Source organism: Novosphingobium album (ex Hu et al. 2023) (genome assembly GCF_022832385.1).
GTDB classification, from domain to species: domain Bacteria; phylum Pseudomonadota; class Alphaproteobacteria; order Sphingomonadales; family Sphingomonadaceae; genus Novosphingobium; species Novosphingobium album.
This window is the reverse complement of the sequence record NZ_JALHLE010000010.1, coordinates 17,943-37,635: the sequence shown is the minus strand read 5'-3', so window position 1 is coordinate 37,635 and position 19,693 is coordinate 17,943. Positions and strand designations below refer to the sequence as shown.

Genomic DNA, 19,693 nt, shown 5'->3' with positions numbered 1-19,693 from the left:
GCTCAGTCGAAGCTGACCTTGCCGCGCCCGGCCTTGACCGAGCTGCGCAACTTCTTGCCTTTCAGGCGCTGCTCCTTGCCGATCCGGTTGAGACGGCTCTTGGCGCGCTTTTCGGGCAGCTTATGTGCTTCCTCGATCAGTTCGGCCAGGCGTTCGCGGGCATCGGCGCGGTTGGCTTCCTGCGTGCGGAACTTGCGTGCTGTCAGCACCAGTTCGCCGTGCGAGGTCATGCGGCTGCCCGCCAGTTCCTTGAACCGGGCGAAGACCGGGGGTGAGAGGCGCAGGGCATAGACGTTGACGCGCAGCTGCACCGCCGTCGCCACCTTGTTGACGTTCTGCCCGCCGGGACCGGCCGAGGCGATGAAGCTTTCGCTCGCCAGCGCCTGAGCCCGGTTGACGGTGTCCTCAACCGGGCTCATGCATCCGAGAAGCCGAGAGCCGTGAAATCGGCGGGCATCGGGCTTTCCGCGACGATAGGCAGCTTCTCGCCACGCGGCACGGTCAGTCCGGCGGCGTGGAGCATCGTCCGCGGCGCTCCCTTGCCCGTGCCGTAGACCGGATCGCCCAGCAGCGGCGCGCCGAGGCCGGAGGCGGCATGGACGCGGATCTGGTGGGTGCGGCCGGTCTCGGGCCGGAATTCGACGAGCGTCAGGCCGTTCAGGCTGTCGAGCTTGCGCCAGTGTGTCACCGCCGGCTTGCCCTTGCGCGCGGGGATCATCCGCCAGCCGCTCTTGGCGGTGCTGACTTTGGAGAGCGAGAGTTCGATCTTGCCCTCGTCCTCGGTGAGTTCGCCTGCGACGATGCCGAGGTAGCGCTTTTCCACCAGCCGTTCCTCGAAGGCGGCAGAGAAGCGTTTCAGCGCCTTGGGATTGCGCGCCAGCAGCAGGCATCCCGAAGTGTCCTGATCGAGCCGGTGCACCGGGGCGGGTGCGCGCTGGAAGCCGAGCTTGAGGTCTTCGAGGTGGTCCTCGAGGCAGGGACCGCCCGCGCGCGGACGGTCCAGTGGCAGCCCGCCGGGCTTGTCGATGACGAGCGCCTCACCGTCTTCGAACAGGATGTCGATCTTCATTCCGTCACCGCCTTTGCGATCCGGCGGCAGGCTTCCGTCAGCGTGGCCTCGTCGGCTGCGAAGCTGATGCGGAAGCCATCTCGCCCGCCGAACGCCGATGCCGGGACGATCGCCACGCCATGCTCCAGCAGGTGCAGGGCCAGTGCCTTGTCGTCACCGAAGCGCGCCATCAGTGGCGCGGCATCGACCATGCAGTAGAAGGCGCCGTCGGGCACCGGAGTCGAAAGACCCGGAATGGCGTTGATGGCGGTCACAACAAGATCACGCCGCCCACGAAAACGTTCGCACCAGTCGGCCAGAAAGTCCTGGGGTCCTTCCAGCGCGGCGACGGCAGCGGCCTGGCTGATCGAGCAGGGATTGCCCGAGGAATGCGATTGCAGCTTCTCCATCGCCCTGATCAGCCACTCCGGCCCGGCGGCAAGGCCGATCCGGAAGCCCGTCATGGCGTGGCTCTTCGAGACACCGGAGATGGTGAGCACGCGGTCGGCAAGGTCCGGGCATAGGTTCGCCAGCGTCGCGTGGCGCTGGCCGGTGTAGTTGATCGGCGCGTAGATGTCGTCGGACATCACCAGCACTTTCGGGTGACGGCGCAGCACTTCGCCGATGCCTAGCAGCATGTCCGCGGGATAGCAGGCACCGGTGGGATTGCCGGGGCTGTTGAGCATGAGCCATTGCGTGCGCGGCCCGATCTGCGCTTCGAGGTCGGCAGAAGTGAAGCGGAAGTTGTCCTTCGCGTGCGTGCGCAATGGAACCACCTTACCGCCCGCGAAGTGGATGATTTCGGGATAGCTTACCCACCAGGGTGCGGGCACGATCACTTCCTCGCCTTCGCTTACCGTGGCCATGATGGCATGGAAGATCGCCTGCTTGCCGCCCGCGCTCACCGTGACTTGCGAGGCGGGCACTTCGATGCCGAGGTCGCGCGCGAAGTGCCGCGCAGCGGCCTGCTTCAGGCGCGAGGTGCCGCCGACGGGGGTGTATTTCGTGTCGCCCGCATCGAGCGCGGCCTTGGCGGCGGCCAGGACATGCGGCGGCGTCGCGAAGTCCGGTTCGCCGACCGAGAGCGAGATGATGTCGCGGCCCTGCTCGCGAAGCTGGGTGGCGCGGTCGGTCATCGCCGTCGTCTGCGAGGGGGCGATGCGGGAAAGGGCAGTGGAAAGATGCATCAGGTGAGTAACCGGGCTGGGATGAGGCCGCGCAGGGCATTGCCAATGAAGAAGCCGTCCGCGAGATCGTCGAGCGTCAGGTCGGCCTCGACGGCGCGTCCCTCTTCGATCAGCGAGCGGCGCAGCACGCCGGGCAGTAGCCCGAGCCGTGCGGGCGGGGTGAGAAGCTGGCCGCCGCGTTCGACGAACAGATTGGTGAAGGTGCCTTCGGTGACGAGCCCGTCATCGCGCAGGAACAACGCTTCGTGCGCACCGGCGGCTTTGGCTGCGGCGAGGCCAGCTTCGTAAAAGCCGCGGTCGCTGGTCTTGTGGGTGAGGCGCCAGTCGCCGTGGTCCACCGGCATCCGCAGCACGCCGACGATAGCCGGTGCGGGCAGGCTTTCGGGCATGTCCGCCAGTTCCAGCGCATAGGCGCCGCTGCGGGAGGAGACGAGCCGTAACTTCGCGGGCTTGTCGGCATCGAAGCACAGGGCCTGGATCGCATTGCGCACGGCATGGCGGTCGAACAGGAAGCCCAGAGCGGCGGCGCTCGCCTTGATCCGCTCCAGATGGAGTTCGAGCAGCGGAATGCCTTCTTCGGGCGTGAAATGCATCGTTTCGATAAGATCGAAGCTTGCGGGCGAGGCTGTCTCTCCCGGTTGCCGCGCTTCCGACTCTCGCACGAAACCCCCTTTGATCAGGCATTCCCGCCATTCGGGAAGCGCCTCAGAATCCGCGACGATGGCCGATCCGACACCCAGGACCGCGCGGCCGCCGCCGTTGTTGCCTCCTCCGGTCCCGTCAACCGACAGGCGCAAGGTGCGGATTGCCACATTAAACGCCGCATCGCCAGAGGGTTCGATATGCCCGATCGACCCGCAATAGACGCCGCGCGGTCCGTCTTCGGTCGCTGCGATCAGTTCCATGGCCCGGATCTTTGGAGCACCGGTGATCGATCCGCAGGGAAACAGCGCACGGAGCAGATCCACCGCGCCCTTTCCGGGCTGCAGGCTGGCATGGACCGGTGAGACCATCTGGTGGACCGTCGGATAGCTTTCGACGCTGAAGGGGTGCTCCACCGCGACGGACCCCGGCTGCGCGACGCGGGAGAGATCGTTGCGCATGAGGTCGACGATCATCAGATTCTCGGCGCGGTCCTTGGCGCTGGCCCGTAGGTCCTCGCGCAGGCGGGCGTCCTCTTGGGGATCGCGGCTGCGCGGACGGGTGCCTTTCATCGGCTTCACGCGGACCGATCCGCCCTGTAGCGAAAAGAACAGTTCGGGCGAGAAGCTCAGGTGCCAGTGCCTGCCATCGTGGATCACTCCGCCATAGCCCGCGGCGGCGCTGGGCCGGATCGCGGCATAGAGCGCCAGCGGATCGCCGTGCCATGGCCCTTCGAGAGGGAAGGTCAGGTTGGCCTGATAGATGTCGCCCGCCTCGATCGCATCGCGCAGGATCTCGAACCGGCGCTCATAGGTGCCGATGCCGCTCAGCGGTTCGAGAGGGCCGATCGCCGGGGTGCCGGAGCCGGCTTCAGAGGCCAGCCAGCGGGACACATCGCCGGTTGCGATGCGCTCGCAATCCGCGAAGGCACCGAACCAGAGCAGTGGCCCGGCAAGGTCGGTTGCAGCAGGAAGCAGCCGGGCGAGCCGGGGCTCGAGGGCAAGCCCGGCCTCGTAGGCAAGATACCCGGCCAGATGATGGCCCTCGCGCGACAGGGCTTCGATCCGTTCGAGCGCGGCCAGCACGTCGCTGGCGCGCGTCGCCACCACGGTCTCCACCGGATCGCGGTAGAGCCGGGCATCGGCGGCGCCGCTCACGCGCGCATCATCGAGAAGGACGAAGGGGTCTGCCATGGGGGTCGGTTCGAAACTCGCCCTTTAGCGGCGACATCGGCCGCTGGCAAAAACACTCTCGCGCTGACGGGGCAGGCGCTCTATCACCGTGTGTAATGGTAAATCGGCAGAACGGGTTAGGTGGCTGATGAGCGAGATATTCCTGGGGCTGGGCGGCAATGGCGAGAAGCAGGAACTGCTGCTCGGAAGGGCCAACCGGCACGGATTGATCGCGGGCGCCACGGGCACCGGCAAGACCGTCACTCTCCAGAGCATCGCCGAGCAATTCTCCGCCGCCGGGGTCCCGGTGTTCCTTGCCGACGTGAAGGGCGATCTTTCGGGCATCTCGATGGCGGGCAGCGCCACGTTCAAGCATGCCGACAAGCTGGAAAGCCGCGCGAAAGAGATCGGCCTTACCGACTATGCCTATGCCGATAATCCGGCGGTATTCTGGGATATCTACGGCGAACAGGGTCATCCGGTGCGCACCACGATCTCGGAAATGGGGCCGCTGTTACTTTCGCGGCTGATGGACCTCAACGAGACGCAGGAAGGCATTCTCAACATCGTCTTCCGCTTTGCCGACGAACAGGGCCTGCTGCTGCTCGATCTGGAAGACCTCCAGTCGATGCTGGCCTATGCGGCGGAGAATGCCTCGGACTTGTCCGCCAAGTACGGCAACGTGACAAAGGCCAGCGTTGGCGCGATCCAGCGCCAGTTGCTCTCACTGGACAGCCAGGGGGCCGCGCAGTTCTTCGGCGAGCCCGCGCTGGAGATCGAGGATTTCATCAAGTGCGACGATCAGGGGCGCGGCTACATCAATGTGCTCGCCGCCGACAGGCTGATGCGCAGCCCCAAGCTCTACGCCACGTTCCTGCTGTGGCTGCTCTCCGAACTGTTCGAGGCGCTGCCCGAAGTGGGCGACCCGGAAAAACCCCGGCTCGTCTTCTTCTTCGACGAGGCGCACCTGCTGTTCGACGATGCCCCCAAAGCGCTGGAGGACAAGGTGGAGCAGGTGGTGCGCCTGATCCGCTCGAAGGGCGTGGGCGTCTATTTCTGCTCGCAGAACCCTATCGACATTCCCGAGGATGTGGCCGGGCAGCTTGGCAACCGCGTGCAGCACGCGCTGCGCGCCTTTACCCCGCGCGACAAGAAGGCGATCAAGGCGGCGGCGGATACCTTCCGCATCAATCCCGACCTCGATGTCGAGACGGCGATCACCGAACTCAAGGTGGGTGAGGCGCTGGTTTCGACGCTGGACGAGGAGGGGGCGCCCACCGTGGTCCAGCGCACGCTGATCGCGCCCGCGCGCTCGCGGCTGGGGCCGGTCACGGCGAAGGAGCGCGCGATCATCCAGTCGATCAGTCCGTTCGACGGCAAGTACGATGCCCGCGTCGATCGCGAGAGCGCCGAGGAAGTGCTCGCCGCCAAGGCCGCCGATGCTGCGGCCACCGCGCAGGAAGTGGCCGAGAAGGGCGAGGAGGAAGTGCGCAAGCGCGAGCGCAAGAGTCCGAGCCTGTGGGACGGGATCGGCGGCAAGATGGCGAAGGCCGCAGCCGGGGCCGCTGCGGCGAGCGCCGGGTCCATCCTGGCCCAGACCATTCAGGGCAAGAAGAGCCGTGCCAGCCCTTCTGCCTCGGCGGCCAGTGCTGCGGCCGGGACGATCGGCGATACGCTGGGCCGCGCCATCGGCGTGCCGGGGCTTGGCCGTTTTGCACGCAATCTGATCGGGGGGCTGATGCGCTAGGCCGATGGGCTCATTGCGCTGCCTGTTTTTCCTTGCCCTCCTTTTCGCGATCCTTCCGGCTGCGGTTCGCGCGCAGGCAACGTCTGCGGACAGTGCCCCGGTGCCGGAGGAAATCACGGTCCTGCCAGGACATGTGCTGCCGCTGGGCAGGTTGGGCGACGATGTGGTGCCGCAGGCCTACCGGCTGGACCTGATCGTCGATCCTGCGGCCGCGCGCTTTTCGGGCCATGCCGAGATCGACGTCAGGCTCGCGCGGGCGCAGGGATTCGTCGATCTGCATGGCCGCGGGCTTTCGGTCTCGCGAGCCGTCGCGCAAGTGGCGGGCCGGTCCATCGCGGGGCACTGGCAGCAACGCGATCCGACGGGAGTCGTGCGGCTCACGTTCGACGATGTACTGCCTGCCGGGCCGGTCACGCTGGCTTTCGATTATAGCGCGGCCTTTGCCGATGGTCCGGCGGGCATGTTTCATGTCGAAGTCGAAAAGGCCTGGTACAGCTGGACCCAGTTCGAATCGATCGACGCGCGCGCGGCCTTTCCCTGTTTCGACCAGCCGGGCTTCAAGACCCCGTTCACGATCACACTGCGGACACCGCCGGGGCTCAAGGCCATAAGCAATGGTCCCGCACAGGGCCCGCCGGAGACAGTGGATGGCCATGCCGTCCACCGCTTCGCTCCAACGCTGCCGTTGCCGACATACCTCGTGGCGATGATGGTGGGGCCATTCGCCAGCCTCGAAGGCACGGTGCCGCCGAATGGCCTGCGCCCGTTCCCTTTGCCGGTGCGTATCGATTCGACGCAACAGAACGCGGGCAAGCTCGCCTTTGCCATGGCCGGCACGCGCGAGATTGTCGGCCTTCTGGAAGAGTACTTCGGAGAGCCGTTTCCCTTTCCCAAGCTCGATCAGGTGACCACGCCGATCCTGCCTGGCGCGATGGAGAATGCCGGCGCGGACCTCTATCGTGACGATATTCTGGTGATGGATGCCAGCGCCCCGGTGGTGCAGCAGCGCGATTTCGGCGTGATCGTCGGGCACGAACTGGGCCATCAGTGGTTCGGCGATCTGGTGACGCCCGCCTGGTGGGACGACATCTGGCTGAACGAGAGTTTTGCCAACTGGATCGGCTATCGCATCGGTGACGCCTGGCGGCCCGATCTGGGCATCATGGGCGATGCCCTGAGCGATGGCTTCCGGGCGATGGAAACCGATGCGCTGCTGGCCGGGCGGCCGGTGCGTCAGCCAATCGAGACGAACACCCGGATCGACTCCGCGTTCGATTCCATCACCTATGGCAAGGGGGGGCACATCGTCGGCATGGTCGCGGCCTGGTTGGGGGAAGACAAGTTTCGTGAGGGCGTGCGCCGTTTCATCGCGGCGCACCGTTTCGGCGCAGCGACCAGTGACGATTTCTTTGCGGCGCTGGCCGATGCCGCGGGGGATCCCAGGCTGGTCGAGGCGATGCGCAGTTTCGTCGAGCAGCAGGGCGTTCCGCTGCTGGCGATGCGCCAGCAGGGAGACAAGGTCACGATTACCCAGCTGCGCTACACTACGGCGGGTGTCGCCCCCCCGGATTCGCTATGGATTATTCCGCTGTGCCTGCGGCGCGGCGCGGTGCGCCGGTGCCTGCTCATGGACCAGCGCACGCAGGCCTTCACCATGCCTGGCATGGGGCCGGTGTTCCCGAACGCCGGCGGAACCGGCTACTACCGATTTGAACTGACGGCGCGGCACTGGGCCCAGCTGATCTCGGAAGCCGGCACATTGCCGGGCGGCGAGGCGCAGGCTCTCGTCGATTCGCTCTCTGCATCGATCCGCGCCGGCCGTGGCACGATCGCTGAAATGGCCCGGCTGGGACACAAGCTGATCCGTCACCCGGACCCGCACGCGGCAGATGCTCCGGACAGGGCGCTCAGCCAACTCGTCAACGATGGCATGGTCAGCACGCAGGGGCGGAGGATGTTTCGCCTGTACCGTGAGCGTCTCTACACGAATCTGCTGCGGCAATACGGATTCGATCCACGCGCGGGCGTCTATGCCTATGAAGCACCCGCGCGATCGCAGCGGCGAATCCAGATCGTTGCCGCCATGCTTGGGACTGGCCGCGGCAAGGATCTGCGGCATCAGCTGGCCGAAGCCGCGAAAGCATATCTGGCCGGGGACAAGGCGGCTTTGGACCCGGCATGGCTCGATCACGCGCTCGACGTCTACCTGTTCGAAGGCAAGGAAGCAGCCACGCGGGGACTGGTCGAAAAGGCGCTGAATTCAGAGGATCCGGTATTCCGGCCGACTGCATTGCGGGCGGCGGCACGCACCAGCAGCAAGGACCTGGCATCCTGGCTGCTGACGCTCGACGATCCCCGGCTTCGCGAGAGCGAGAAGCGCGAATTTCTGGATGGAATCATGGCCCGCAGCGCCACGCGCGAGCTGGGCTATGACTGGGCGCTGGCAAATGTGGACCGGCTGCTGGCAAGCAGTGACGGCCAGTTCTTCTCGGCGCGCCTGCCGCAGGCGCTTGGCCGGTTCTGTTCGGTCGCATGGGCAAGCCGCATCGCGCAGGATTTCCAGGAGAAGCTGGCAGGCACTGCAGGGGCGCTTGAACTCGACCGGGCCATCGAACGCGTGCGCAACTGCGGCTTGCTCGAAGACATGATGGGCGAGCAGATCGACGGGGAATTTCTGAAACTGCGTTGAGGTGCCCCCGCTAGGGCGGCACGGGTCAGACCGGAACCTCCAGCCTCGCAGTCAGGCCCGCGACCTCTCCTGAGGGTGAAAGCCGGTTGGCCAGCTTGAGCGCACCACCGTGCTGGTCGGCAATGGCGCGGGCGAGTGCGAGGCCGAGGCCGGCACCGCCGGTTGCCGAATTGCGCGAGGGGTCTCCGCGCGTGAACGGGTTCATCATGTCGTCGATCCTGTCGGCGGGAATGCCCGGACCGTCGTCTTCGATGAGGACAATGGCGCGCTGACCTTCGCGCTTCAGCGTCACGCGGGCGCACTGGCCATAGCGCAGTGCATTGCTGATCAGGTTCCGCAAGGCCCGCCGCATCCAGGTCGGGCGCAGTTCGAGCACGATCCTTTCGGTATCGCCCAGTTCGACCGGCTCGCCCATGTCCTCGTATTCCTCGACGACGGAGGCGACGAGGGCGGACAGTTCGGTGCGCTCGCGCGGGTCGCCGGGGCGGCCAACGCGGGCCAGAGACAGGATATCGTCGAGCGTACGCACGATGTCCTCGATCGTGGCGGCCATGCGGGCACGCTCGCCCTCGTCTTCGACCGACTCGATGCGGACCCGTAGGGCAGCCAGCGGTGTCTTTAGATCGTGGCCGATGGCGCCCAGCATCACGTTCTTTTCGTCCAGCATCGCGGCAATGCGGGCCTCCATCGCGTTATGAGCGACGATCAGGCGGTGCATGTCATCCGGGCCGGAAGGGGTGATCTGGCCATCCGCGTCCTGGGTCGCCGCGAAGCGCTCCACCCGGCGGGTCAGCGCAGCGAGCGGGCGGGTGATCCGCCGCAGGATCAACGCGACAGCACCTACCAGAACGACGTAGATCAGCAGCGTTTGCAGCACGAGCGGCATCAGCAGGATGTTCATGGCGCGTGGGGTCCGCACGCGGGCAATGAGCCAGCCCTGATGGTTCAGTGGCCGTACGCCGACGACCAGCAGGTGGCTCTTCATCAGGTCATTGATCTCGAACCGCGCCATGTTGCGGAAGGCGGCCCGTCGCAATGTGCTTTGCCGGGCGGCGGGGTCCTGTCCCACCGAGCGATGTACGACGACGATTTCAGACGGTGGGAAATTCTGATCGGCGAGGATGCTTTCCAGACGCTTTTCCGCATGCGAGTCGCGTTGTTCGCTGATTGTTGCAGGAGAGCGATTACTGAATTCGAGAGAATATGAGCGCGGAGGCGGACCGGCGATCGGTCCGCCTTCGGGCGCGCGCTTTGGCCGCGCGAACGTGTCGGGGCCACGGGTGTCGGCGATCAGCCGGAAGGCTGCCACATTGAGCATGCCGGTTTCGTATGCTTCGCGTTGCGCCTGGTAGACGAGGAATGAGCTGAGGCCCTGCACGAGCAGCAACGCGACCGCCACCGCCAGCAGCATCTGGCCCATCAGGCTTCGGGGCTGCGGAATTCTCATTCGGGATCGAGCGGCACGCGCTTGACTTCGGTGGCCAGCATGTAGCCGCCGCCCCAGACCGTCTGGATCATTTGCGGATTGCGGCTGTCGACCTCGACCTTGCGGCGCAGGCGGCTGACCTGATTGTCGACCGCACGGTCGAACAGATGGGCCTCGCGGCCCTGCACCATATCGAGCAGCCGGTCGCGGTTGAGCACCTGACGGGGATGCTCCAGAAACGCCATGAGCAGACGGAACTCTACCGACGAAATGGCAACCACCGCGCCTTCGGGGTCGGTCAGGCGGCGCTTCAGCGGATCGAGGTGCCAGCCTTCGAACATGAAGGCTTCGTTCTCCGGCACGGGCGGCGCGTTGCGTGCAGCGCGCCGCAGCACAGAGCGGATGCGGGCAACCAGTTCGCGCGGCTCGAACGGCTTCACGACATAATCGTCGGCGCCGATCTCCAGGCCGACGATGCGGTCGGTCGCTTCGCCGCGCGCGGTCAGGAAGATGACCGGAATATCCTGCGTTTCGACAAGGTGGCGGCACAGCGACAGGCCGTCCTCGCCCGGCATCATGATGTCGAGCAGGACAAGATCGAACTTGCCGTCGCGCAGGCGGGTGCGGGCTTCGGCCGCGCTGGCCGACTGGACGACGTCGAACCCCTGGCGCGACAGATAGTCACCCAGGGGTTCGCGCAGGGCCGCTTCGTCATCGACAAGCAGCAGCTTGGGGAGTGCGGTATCGTTCATACGGGTATTCTTCGACACTCCCTGGCCGGGGTTTGTCCAGTCACTTCTTCGCGGGCTTGTCTGCCTGCCACTGCGCCTTCATTTTCTGGCGTGCGGCCTGACGCTCTTCCTTGGTGACCTTGCCGTCGTTGTTGGCATCCATGTCGCCGAAGTGCTTGGTGGCAGCAGCCATGAACTCGGCCTTGCTGACGGCACCGTCATTGTTGGTGTCGGCCATCTTGAGCATCATCATGCCGTGGCCACGCATTCCGCCACGGCCATGCATGCCGTGTCCGTCACGGCCCGGGCCGCCCCGATGATGGCCATCCATTCCGGGGCCGCCCATGCCGGGACCGCCCATGCCAGGCCCACCCATGCCAGGGCCACCCATGCTGTCACCATCCATTCCCGGGGGAGGGGGCGGCGGGCCATTGCCATCCGGAGCGCCCGGGCCGCGATCACCGGGGCCGTGCGGTGGCTTGGCGTCCATGAACTCCTGCCTGGAGATCGAGCCGTCCTTGTTGGCGTCGATCATTGCGAACATTTCCGCACGATGTTCGGCGTGCCGTGCATCGCGGTCGGCCTGATCGATCTTGCCATCCTTGTTCACGTCGAGCTTCACGAACATGTCTTCGGCGGCTTTCTGCGCTTCGGCGCGGGTGATCACGCCGTCCTTGTCTGCGTCCATGAAGGGCTTTGCCGGAGGGGTCTGCTGGGCATAGGCAATCCCGCCAACCGCGAGCGCGGCGACAGAAAGACCAAGCGTGATTTTCTTCATTGCAGTCTTCATTGTCATCTCACTCCCAAAGGGAAAGGATGAGAGCCGCAGGACCGGGGGAAGGGAGGGGAAGGTTCGCCCCGCGGCTCTCTGGACCCTGTTCTAGTGCGCCGTTGTCGCTCAGATGTGCCGTGACTCCTGAATTTTGTCGTCAATTGTCACAGCCAGACGCTGCCGTTCATGGTCCGGCAAACTGGATGAACGCCTGTTTAGCGGGGCGGTCATCAGGCTGCCGGCATGCAGAACGCGTTCATCTTGTTTCCGTCGGGGTCGCGGAAGTATGCGGCATAGAACCCGTTGGCGCGCAGGCCCGGTTCCCCTTCGCAACTTCCGCCGCTGGCCAGCGCTGCGGCATGGACTCGCCGCACCATGTCCTCGTCAGCCGCCATCAGGGCGAACATCGTGCCATTGCCCCGGTTCGCGGCCTCACCGTCGAACGGATAGGTGATGCCGATGCTCGGCCCGCCGTCGGGAAAGCTCCAGCCGATCGCCTTGTCATGGGCAAAGGTGCGCGCGCCGCCGAATTCGGCCATCACGGCATCGTAGAAGCGCGCGCCGCGCTCGAGGTTGTTGGTCCCGAAGGTTACATGGGCTACCGGCATCGTTCTCTCTCCGTTTCGGTCTTTGCCGCATAGAAGCCGTCGCCGCGGGGGCCCGGAGGGCCTTCGCACGTGCCGCCATGGGCCAGCGCGATTTCATGGATCCGCTGCACCTGCGCTTCGTCCTTTGCTTCGAGCGCGACCATCACGCCGTTACCGACGGTGGCGGGCTTGCCGTCGAACGGGGCTGTCAGGCCGATCCCGGCGCCGCCGCCGGGCACGCCCCAGGCGATGAACTGTTCGTTCTCCATTATCCGGCCCACGCCGAGTTCGCCGCAGACAGCGTCGTAAAACGCCGCTCCGCGGTCCCGGTCGTTGGTTCCCAGTGTCACGTAGCCGATCATGTTCCCATCCTCCTGCGAGTCGCATTGAGGAATGGAACATTACAGGAACATAGGTGGACTCACAAGGGCGCGCACTGGGCCTCCAGCCACGCCTTGGCCTCGCCTTCGAGCTGCGGGCCAACCACTTCGAGGACACGGGCGTGATAGGCGTGCCACCATTCCACTTCGACGCGGGTGAGCAGGCTGCAATCGACCAGACGGCGTTCGATCGGCACGTGGGTCAACGTTTCGAAGCCGTAGTATTCGCCCTCTGCCCCTGCGATCGCGCGCGGTTCGACAAGGATCAGGTTTTCGATGCGGATGCCGTATTCACCGGCCTTGTAGTAGCCGGGCTCGTTCGAGAGGAACATGCCGGGGATCAGCGCCTGATCGGAACCCGACTGCCCGCCAGCCGATTTGGCGATGCGCTGCGGGCCTTCGTGGACCGACAGGAAGCTGCCGACGCCGTGGCCGGTGCCATGGGCATAGTCGACCCCTGCCTGCCACAGGGCATAGCGCGCCAGCACATCGAGCTGGGAGCCGGTCGTGCCCTTGGGGAACACGGCCATGGACAGGGCGATGTGTCCCTTGAGCACGCGGGTGAAGCGGTCCTTCACTTCGGCGCCCGGCTCACCAGGCCCGATCCAGACGGTGCGGGTGATGTCGGTGGTGCCGTCGGGGTACTGCCCACCCGAATCGACGAGATAGACCGAGTTTGGCTGCAGCGTCAGGCTGGTCTCGTCGGTCACGCGGTAGTGGCAGATCGCAGCATTGGGCCCGGCGCCCGAGATCGTGTCGAACGACAGGTCGCGCAGATCGCCGCAGGCCTTGCGGAACGCTTCGAGGCGGTCTGCGGCGGACACTTCGGTGACTTCGCCCTTGGGGCCTTCCCCGGAGAGCCAGTGCAGGAACTGCGAGACCGCCGCGCCGTCGCGCGCCTGCGCGTCGCGGTGGCCCTGCTGTTCGACAGGGTTCTTGATCGCCTTGGGCAGAACGGTGGGATCGCGCTCTTCCACCACGGTGGCGCCTGCCTGCTTCAGCACCTCGAAGATGGCGCTGACCGCATGATCCGGGTCCACGGCGACGCGCTTGCCAGCAAGCGCTTCCAGCCCGGGCACGAACGCATCGCGCGGCTGGATGGTCACAGCATTGCCAAGGTGCTGGCGCAGTTCGGGCGTGACTTTCTCCTCGGCGATGAACAGGTCCGCCGTGCCGTCTGCCTTCGCGATCACATAGGACAGGGCAACGGGCGTGCGCTCCACGTCGGTGCCGCGGATGTTGAGCAGCCAGGCGATCGAATCGAGCGCGGTGATGACCGTGGCGTCGAGGTTCTTGCCCGCCAGCCATTCGGACACCATCGCGCGCTTGGCTTCGCTGGTTTCGCCCGCAAGGTCGCTGGGATGCACCAGAGCAGGTGCGGGCGAGGGGGCGGGCCGGTCTTCCCAGATCGCGTCGATCGGGTTGCTCTCCACGGCCACCAGCTTGCCGCCGTTCGCGGCGAGTGCCTTGCCCGTGGTGTCGGTCCACTTCGCGCCGTGCAGCCAGGCATCGTAGCCGATCACCGCACCTTCAGGCGCGTTGGCTTCGAGCCACTTGGCGGGGCTGCTTTGCGGCGTGCCTTCATAGGCATAGAGCCGCCCATCGACCTGATCGCGCACCTGGATGGTGTAACGCCCGTCGACGAAGATCGCGGCCGAGGGCTCTGCAGCCGGATCGGTCAGCACCACCACCGTGCCCGCCGAACCGCCAAAGCCCGTCAGCCAGGCGAGACGCTGGGCATAGGCGCCGACATATTCGCTCATGTGCTCGTCGGAAATCGGGATCACGAAGCCATCGAGGCCGCGTGCCTTTAGTTCCTTGCGCAGGGCATCGAGGCGCGCTTCATGGGTATTCATCAGCATGTCAGGGGTATCCGGCTTGCGGGGGGCATCAATGCTACATAGATGCGAGCCATGGCAGATTCCACCCCGACCCTTTCCGGTCCTCCGCAGGCGGCGAAAAAGCTGCATTCCTTCACCCGTCACGATCTGACGGTCACGGACGAATATGCCTGGATGCGCGATCCCGGCTATCCGGAAGTCACCGACAAGGACGTGCTGACGCACCTCGAAGCGGAAAATGCCTGGTTCGAGACGCGGATGAAGCCGCATCAGGCCCGCATCGACGCGCTGTTCACGGAAATGCGCGGCCGCATCAAGGAAGCGGACAAGTCGGTTCCGCAGAAGGACGGCGACTGGCTCTACTGGATCGAGTTCGAGGAAGGCGCAGAATACAAGAAGTGGTGGCGCAAGCCCGTGGCGGCCAAAGACGATGGCTCTGCCGACGAGCTGATGCTCGACGAAGTGGCGCTGGCAGAGGGCAAGGACTACTTCCGCCTCGGCGCCATCTCGGTGAGCGCCAATGGCAAGCTGCTGGCCTATGCGGTGGACGACAACGGTTCGGAACGTTTCACCGCGCGGATCAAGAACCTCGAGACCGGCGAACTGCTGCCCGATGAAATCCCCGGCACGCTTTCCAGCCTCGTCTGGGTGGCTGAGGACAAGGGCCTCGTCTATTCGCTCGCGAACGAGCAGTGGCGCACCGACAATGCCCGCCTGCACTGGCTCGGCGAGCCGCTCGAAAAGGACGTTGAGCTTTACCACGAGGATGACGAGGGTTTCCGCGTCGGCTCCTCGCTCTCGTCGAACGAGAAGTGGCTGATCATCGGCGCCAGCGATCACGAGACCAGCGAGGCGCGGCTGATCCGCGCCGACGACCCGCTGGGCGACCAGATTCTTGTCAAGGCACGGGCGAAGGGCGTGGAATACGACGTCGATGAGCGCGATGGCGTGCTCTACATACACACCAACGACACCCACGAGAACTTCCGCCTCGCCACCGCGCCGCTCGACAATCCGGGCGAATGGACGACGCTGATCGAGGGTACGGATGATTTCTACCTGACCGGCGTCGACCTGTTTCGCGAATTCTACGTGATCGAGGGCCGCGTGCGCGGGCTCGACCGGATCGAGGTGCGCTACTATGACGACCCCGCGCGGATCGAGCCGATCGAGTTTCCCGAGGCGAGCTTTTCGGCCGGGCTTTCGAACAATCCCGAATGGCATATGGAAAAGCTGCGGCTGTCCTACGAATCGATGGTCATGCCCTCCTCGGTGCTCGATTACGACGTGGCCGCGCGCACCATGGAAACGCTCAAGGTGCAGGAAATCCCCTCGGGCTACGACGCCTCGCTCTATGCGACCGAGCGGCTGGAAATCACCGCGCGTGACGGCACCGCGATCCCCGTGTCGATCGTGTACCGGAAGGACCGCACGGGCGCAGGGCCGCTCTACCTCTACGGCTATGGCGCCTACGGCATTGCGATCGATCCCGGCTTCTCTACCGCGCGGCTCAGCCTCGTCGATCGCGGGTTTGCTTATGCCATCGCCCATATCCGCGGCGGTGACGACATGGGCCGCGCCTGGTACAAGGCGGGCAAGCTGGAAAGGCGCACCAATACCTTCAACGACTTCGTGGACTGCGCGAAGGGCCTGATCGACCGCGGTTTCACCAGCGAGGGCAAGATCGCCATCGCTGGCGGCTCTGCAGGCGGCGAACTGATGGGCGCGGTGATCAATTCCGATCCGCACCTGTGGGGCGCGGTGGTGGCCCACGTGCCTTTCGTCGACGTGCTCAACACCATGCTCGACGAGACCTTGCCGCTCACCCCCGGCGAATGGCCCGAATGGGGCAACCCGATCGAGGACAAGGCCGCCTTCGAGCATATCCTGAGCTACAGCCCCTACGACCAGATCACGGCGCAGGCCTATCCGCCGCTGATGGTCACGGCCGGGCTCAACGACCCGCGTGTGACGTACTGGGAACCGGCCAAGTGGGTCGCGAAGCTGCGCGAGCTGAAGAGCGATGACAACGAACTGATCTTCAAGACCAATATGGGCGCGGGCCACGGTGGCAAGTCGGGCCGGTTCGAGAGCCTGAAGGAGACGGCGGAGGAATTCGCCTTCATCCTATGGCAGCTCGGCGTCGAGGGTTGAGCAACCGCTTCATCCGGACCTTCACGGCAGAGCCCCATCACATTGATGTGATGGGGCACGTGAACAACGCGGTCTGGGTGCAGTGGATGGAGGCGATTGCAACTTCCCATTGGGAAGTGGGCGCAACGCCGGAGCAGGTCGCGAAATATGCCTGGGTCGTGACCCGGCATGAGATCGACTACCGCGGCAATATCCGTGAGGGCGAGAGCGTGTCAGCCGAGACCTTCATTCCCGACGGTCCGCATGGCGCACGGTTCAACCGGCGTGTGGATTTCCGCAATGCTGCGGGAAAGGTGATCGTGTCCGCCCGGACCACCTGGGCCATGATCGACATTGCCAGCGGCCGGCTCATGCGGGTGCCGGAAGAGGTGGCCGTCCGGTTTACCGGAGATTGACGACCGTGCGGTCTTCGCTGGAGGCCGGCTGGCTTCTCATGTCTGTCCGTACGGTGCGGTTGCGGCCCTCCGACTTGGCCTGATAGAGCAGCTTGTCGCACTTGGCGTAGAGATCGGCGAAACGCATGGGCACGGCATGGGTGATCAGGCCCATGCTGGCAGTGACGGGCCGGTCGAGGCTAGAGATTTCCGCGGCAATGCGTGCGGGTATCGACTGGCGGCGGTGCTCCGCCCGGTCGGCGGCGTCCGGCCCGCGCATCAGCAGCAGGAATTCCTCGCCGCCGAAGCGCACCGCAACTGTGTCCTCGTCAGGCATCAGCGCCCGCCCGACCGCCTTGAGCACAGCATCGCCCATGGCGTGCCCCCGGGTGTCGTTGATCGTCTTGAAAAGATCTAGGTCGAGCACCGCCATGGTGTCGAAGCCCTTCTTGGCCAGCCGTGTATAACGTTCTTCGAAGCCGCGCCGGTTGTAGAGGCCGGTCAGCGGATCACGTTCTGCGAGGCTTTCGAGGAACTTGGACTGGGTGAGCGCGCGGTCCCGTTCGTGCTTGATCGTCATGAAGCGGTCAGCGGCGCCCAGCGTGCTCATCAGGACCTCGAAGCCGAGCGAGAGGTGCTGCGCGGTCATGACGCTCAGAGGTGAATCCGCCATGCCCAGCAGGGATCCGATCCGGACCAGCGCCATGCCGATCAGCGGCGTCCAGCCGATGATCTGAAACCAGACCGTGCGGCTGCCGCGCCGTGCGGCGGTGAACATGGCCCAGACAAGCATGCCGAAGAGCGGCAGGAAAGCCGCGTAGTAGACTGAGGAAACGCTCGACAGCAGGGGGCCACCGGCAACCTGGTAGTAGACCGACCATACGACCATCCACGGACCGGTAGCGCGGAGCAGTGCCTTTTGCTGCCGGCCCAACATGTCGGGCTCGACGAGCGAAGCCAGGAATTGCGTGGCTGCAATGCTTGCAAGGCTCAGGCTTGCTGAAGACAATACGCAGATTTCGAGCAGCGACGGCGAGAAGAACCGGTTCACGAGACCGCTGGCGACAAAAGTCTGCACCAGCATCCCGAAGACCGCGAGGGCGTGCCATAGGGCGAAAGGCTGACGCAGCACCCGGTAGAACCCGAAGTTCAGCACCAGCGGCATGAGCATCAGCCCGCAGAGCATGGCGAGCAGGATTTGCTGATTGCCGACCCGGGATTCGTCCGGCGGCGGCGCGACATGCACGTCCGACAACAGGCCCGGATGCCGTGCTCCGGTCACTTTCAGGACGTAAGCGGTCAGCGGCGCGTTCAGATGCGGCAAGGGCAGGCGCATCTTCCAGTGGACGGAGGAAAACTGCAGGTCGCTTTGCGCGATTTCGCGCGTGGCGCTGGTCCCGTCACGGCCGATCGCCGTCAGCCACATCCGCTCGAAACGGGTCAGGCGTGTTGTCAGCACGGAACCGGGCAGGAGATTCTGCCCGGACATATCGATCCGCACGAAACTCGCTTTCGAACCATCGATTGTCCAGCGGGCGCCATGGCAGTTCCAGCGGGAAGGATCCTTGACCGGACCGGTGGCACCGGCACTGACCGGACCCAGCGCCGTGCAGACCGATCCGGCCGGAAAACCGGCGGTCGTGGCGGCTGCGGGCGCACTCAGCAGGGTACCGAGAACAGCCAGCAGGCCAATCAGGAAGAGCCTTGTCCCATGGCGCATGGCTGATCCATGGGACAAGGCTTTCAATATGAGGTTAACAACCTCGTTAATTTACCGACTAGAGCACCGAATCTGCCGGTACGAAATCGTAACCCAGTTCCCGCGCTACGGCCTCGTATGTCACCTGCCCCTCATGCACGTTGAGGCCGGCCGCGAGATGGGGATCGGCCCGAAGAGCGGCTTTCCATCCAGCGGGTCCGTCGAACGCATCGGCGATGGCGAGCGCGTGCGGCAGTGTCACGTTGTTGAGGGCATAAGTGCTGGTGCGGGCCACGGCGCCGGGCATGTTGGCGACGCAGTAATGGACAATGCCGTCGATCACGAAAGTGGGATCGGCATGGGTCGTCGCGTGACTGGTCTCGAAGCAGCCGCCCTGATCGATGGCGACATCGACCAGCACCGCGCCGGGCTTCATCGTGCCGAGCATTTCACGCGTGACGAGCTTGGGAGCGGCGGCGCCCGGGATCAGCACGGCGCCGATCACGAGATCGGCCTCGGCCACGCTCTCGGCGAGGTTGGTGCTGCTGGAAAAGCGCGTCTTGGCACGTGCTTCGAAATGGATGCCGAGCCGTTCGAGCACGTCGGGGCTGCGATCGAGGATGGTCACGTCGGCGCCGAGGCCCACGGCCATCTGTGCGGCGTTGAAGCCGACCACGCCGCCGCCGATCACGGCAACCTTGCCCGGCATCACGCCGGGGACGCCGCCCAGCAGCACGCCGCGCCCGCCGTTTGCCTTTTCAAGCGCCGTGGCGCCCGCCTGAATCGACATGCGGCCTGCAACCTGGCTCATCGGCTTGAGCAGCGGCAGTGAGCCGCCCGGTCCGGTGACGGTTTCATAGGCAATCGCAGTCACGCCTGACTGGACGAGATCGGCGGTCTGCTCCGGGTCGGGAGCAAGGTGGAGGTAGGTGTAGAGGATCTGCCCCTTGCGCAGCATGGCGCGCTCGACGGCCTGCGGTTCCTTGACCTTCACGATCATTTCGCAGCCTTCGAAGACTTCGGCGGCGGTGGCGATCATCGTCGCGCCGCTGCGCTGATAGTCCGCGTCGCTGGCGCCGATGCCGATGCCCGCGCCGCTTTCCACCCAGACTTCATGCCCGTGACGGATAAGTTCCAGCACGCTCTCGGGGGTGAGGCCGACGCGGTATTCGTGGTTCTTGATTTCCCTGACAGTGCCGACACGCAAGGTTCGTCTCCGGTGCGAGGATGTCTGCCTGGAAAGT

At 65.3% G+C, this 19,693-nt stretch carries 16 protein-coding genes; 4 read left to right on the top strand and 12 right to left on the bottom strand.

Annotated elements, in window-relative coordinates:
• Positions 1–2: 2 nt before the first annotated feature.
• Genes arfB through pabB form a run of 4 tightly spaced genes read right to left on the bottom strand, consistent with a single transcriptional unit; the run spans position 3 to position 4,070 of the window.
• Positions 3–419 (bottom strand): alternative ribosome rescue aminoacyl-tRNA hydrolase ArfB, encoded by a 417-nt coding sequence (arfB, locus tag MTR64_RS08735; protein WP_243992883.1) that lies wholly within the window; start codon positions 417–419, stop codon positions 3–5.
• On the bottom strand, positions 416–1,069 hold the full coding sequence (locus MTR64_RS08730; protein ID WP_243992880.1) for an RluA family pseudouridine synthase: 654 nt from the start codon (positions 1,067–1,069) through the stop codon (positions 416–418). The genes arfB and MTR64_RS08730 overlap by 4 nt, the downstream gene beginning before the upstream one ends.
• Entirely contained in the window at positions 1,066–2,235 is a 1,170-nt protein-coding gene (locus MTR64_RS08725) for a pyridoxal phosphate-dependent aminotransferase (RefSeq protein WP_243992878.1), read from the bottom strand. The genes MTR64_RS08730 and MTR64_RS08725 overlap by 4 nt, the downstream gene beginning before the upstream one ends.
• Positions 2,235–4,070, bottom strand: coding sequence for an aminodeoxychorismate synthase component I (gene pabB / locus MTR64_RS08720; protein WP_243992876.1), 1,836 nt, complete (start codon positions 4,068–4,070; stop codon positions 2,235–2,237). Before pabB ends, MTR64_RS08725 begins: the two co-directional genes overlap by 1 nt.
• A 127-nt stretch (positions 4,071–4,197) precedes the next feature.
• Between pabB and MTR64_RS08715 the strand changes: the two genes are divergently transcribed.
• Together MTR64_RS08715 and MTR64_RS08710 are read left to right on the top strand one after the other, a co-directional pair.
• On the top strand, positions 4,198–5,796 hold the full coding sequence (locus MTR64_RS08715; RefSeq protein ID WP_243992874.1) for a helicase HerA-like domain-containing protein: 1,599 nt from the start codon (positions 4,198–4,200) through the stop codon (positions 5,794–5,796).
• A 4-nt stretch (positions 5,797–5,800) separates the two neighbouring features.
• Positions 5,801–8,485, top strand: coding sequence for a M1 family metallopeptidase (locus tag MTR64_RS08710; RefSeq protein WP_243992872.1), 2,685 nt, complete (start codon positions 5,801–5,803; stop codon positions 8,483–8,485).
• Positions 8,486–8,510: 25 nt separating this feature from the next.
• On the opposite strand, the gene MTR64_RS08705 is transcribed toward MTR64_RS08710, so the two are convergent.
• The 6 genes from MTR64_RS08705 to MTR64_RS08680 form a co-directional block, all read right to left on the bottom strand.
• A complete protein-coding gene (locus tag MTR64_RS08705; RefSeq protein ID WP_243992870.1) occupies positions 8,511–9,932 on the bottom strand; it encodes an ATP-binding protein in 1,422 nt (473 codons plus the stop codon).
• Positions 9,929–10,663 (bottom strand): response regulator, encoded by a 735-nt coding sequence (locus MTR64_RS08700; protein WP_243992868.1) that lies wholly within the window; start codon positions 10,661–10,663, stop codon positions 9,929–9,931. Before MTR64_RS08700 ends, MTR64_RS08705 begins: the two co-directional genes overlap by 4 nt.
• Before the next feature lie 40 nt (positions 10,664–10,703).
• The gene (locus tag MTR64_RS08695) at positions 10,704–11,432 is read right to left on the bottom strand and encodes an EF-hand domain-containing protein (protein ID WP_243992866.1); all 729 of its coding nucleotides are present in this window, start codon (positions 11,430–11,432) and stop codon (positions 10,704–10,706) included.
• 212 nt (positions 11,433–11,644) lie between these two features.
• Positions 11,645–12,022, bottom strand: a complete 378-nt coding sequence (locus tag MTR64_RS08690; RefSeq protein WP_243992864.1) for a VOC family protein — start codon at positions 12,020–12,022, stop codon at positions 11,645–11,647.
• Positions 12,013–12,363 carry a VOC family protein gene (locus tag MTR64_RS08685; protein WP_243992862.1) on the bottom strand — a complete coding sequence of 117 codons (351 nt, stop codon included), beginning with the start codon at positions 12,361–12,363 and terminating at the stop codon, positions 12,013–12,015. The genes MTR64_RS08690 and MTR64_RS08685 overlap by 10 nt, the downstream gene beginning before the upstream one ends.
• A gap of 59 nt (positions 12,364–12,422) precedes the next feature.
• Positions 12,423–14,243: an aminopeptidase P family protein gene (locus tag MTR64_RS08680; RefSeq protein WP_243992860.1), complete on the bottom strand. Its 1,821-nt coding sequence runs from the start codon at positions 14,241–14,243 to the stop codon at positions 12,423–12,425.
• 42 nt (positions 14,244–14,285) lie between these two features.
• Here MTR64_RS08680 and MTR64_RS08675 point away from each other — a divergent pair, with 42 nt between their 5' ends.
• Positions 14,286–16,376, top strand: coding sequence for a S9 family peptidase (locus tag MTR64_RS08675; RefSeq protein ID WP_243992858.1), 2,091 nt, complete (start codon positions 14,286–14,288; stop codon positions 16,374–16,376).
• Positions 16,373–16,771 carry an acyl-CoA thioesterase gene (locus tag MTR64_RS08670; protein ID WP_243992856.1) on the top strand — a complete coding sequence of 133 codons (399 nt, stop codon included), beginning with the start codon at positions 16,373–16,375 and terminating at the stop codon, positions 16,769–16,771. Before MTR64_RS08675 ends, MTR64_RS08670 begins: the two co-directional genes overlap by 4 nt.
• Here MTR64_RS08670 and MTR64_RS08665 read toward each other — a convergent pair.
• Both MTR64_RS08665 and ald read right to left on the bottom strand, forming a co-directional pair.
• A complete protein-coding gene (locus MTR64_RS08665) occupies positions 16,758–18,470 on the bottom strand; it encodes a diguanylate cyclase (RefSeq protein WP_243992853.1) in 1,713 nt (570 codons plus the stop codon). The genes MTR64_RS08670 and MTR64_RS08665 overlap by 14 nt on opposite strands.
• A 58-nt stretch (positions 18,471–18,528) precedes the next feature.
• Entirely contained in the window at positions 18,529–19,656 is a 1,128-nt protein-coding gene (gene ald / locus MTR64_RS08660) for an alanine dehydrogenase (RefSeq protein ID WP_243992851.1), read from the bottom strand.
• Positions 19,657–19,693: the final 37 nt, after the last annotated feature.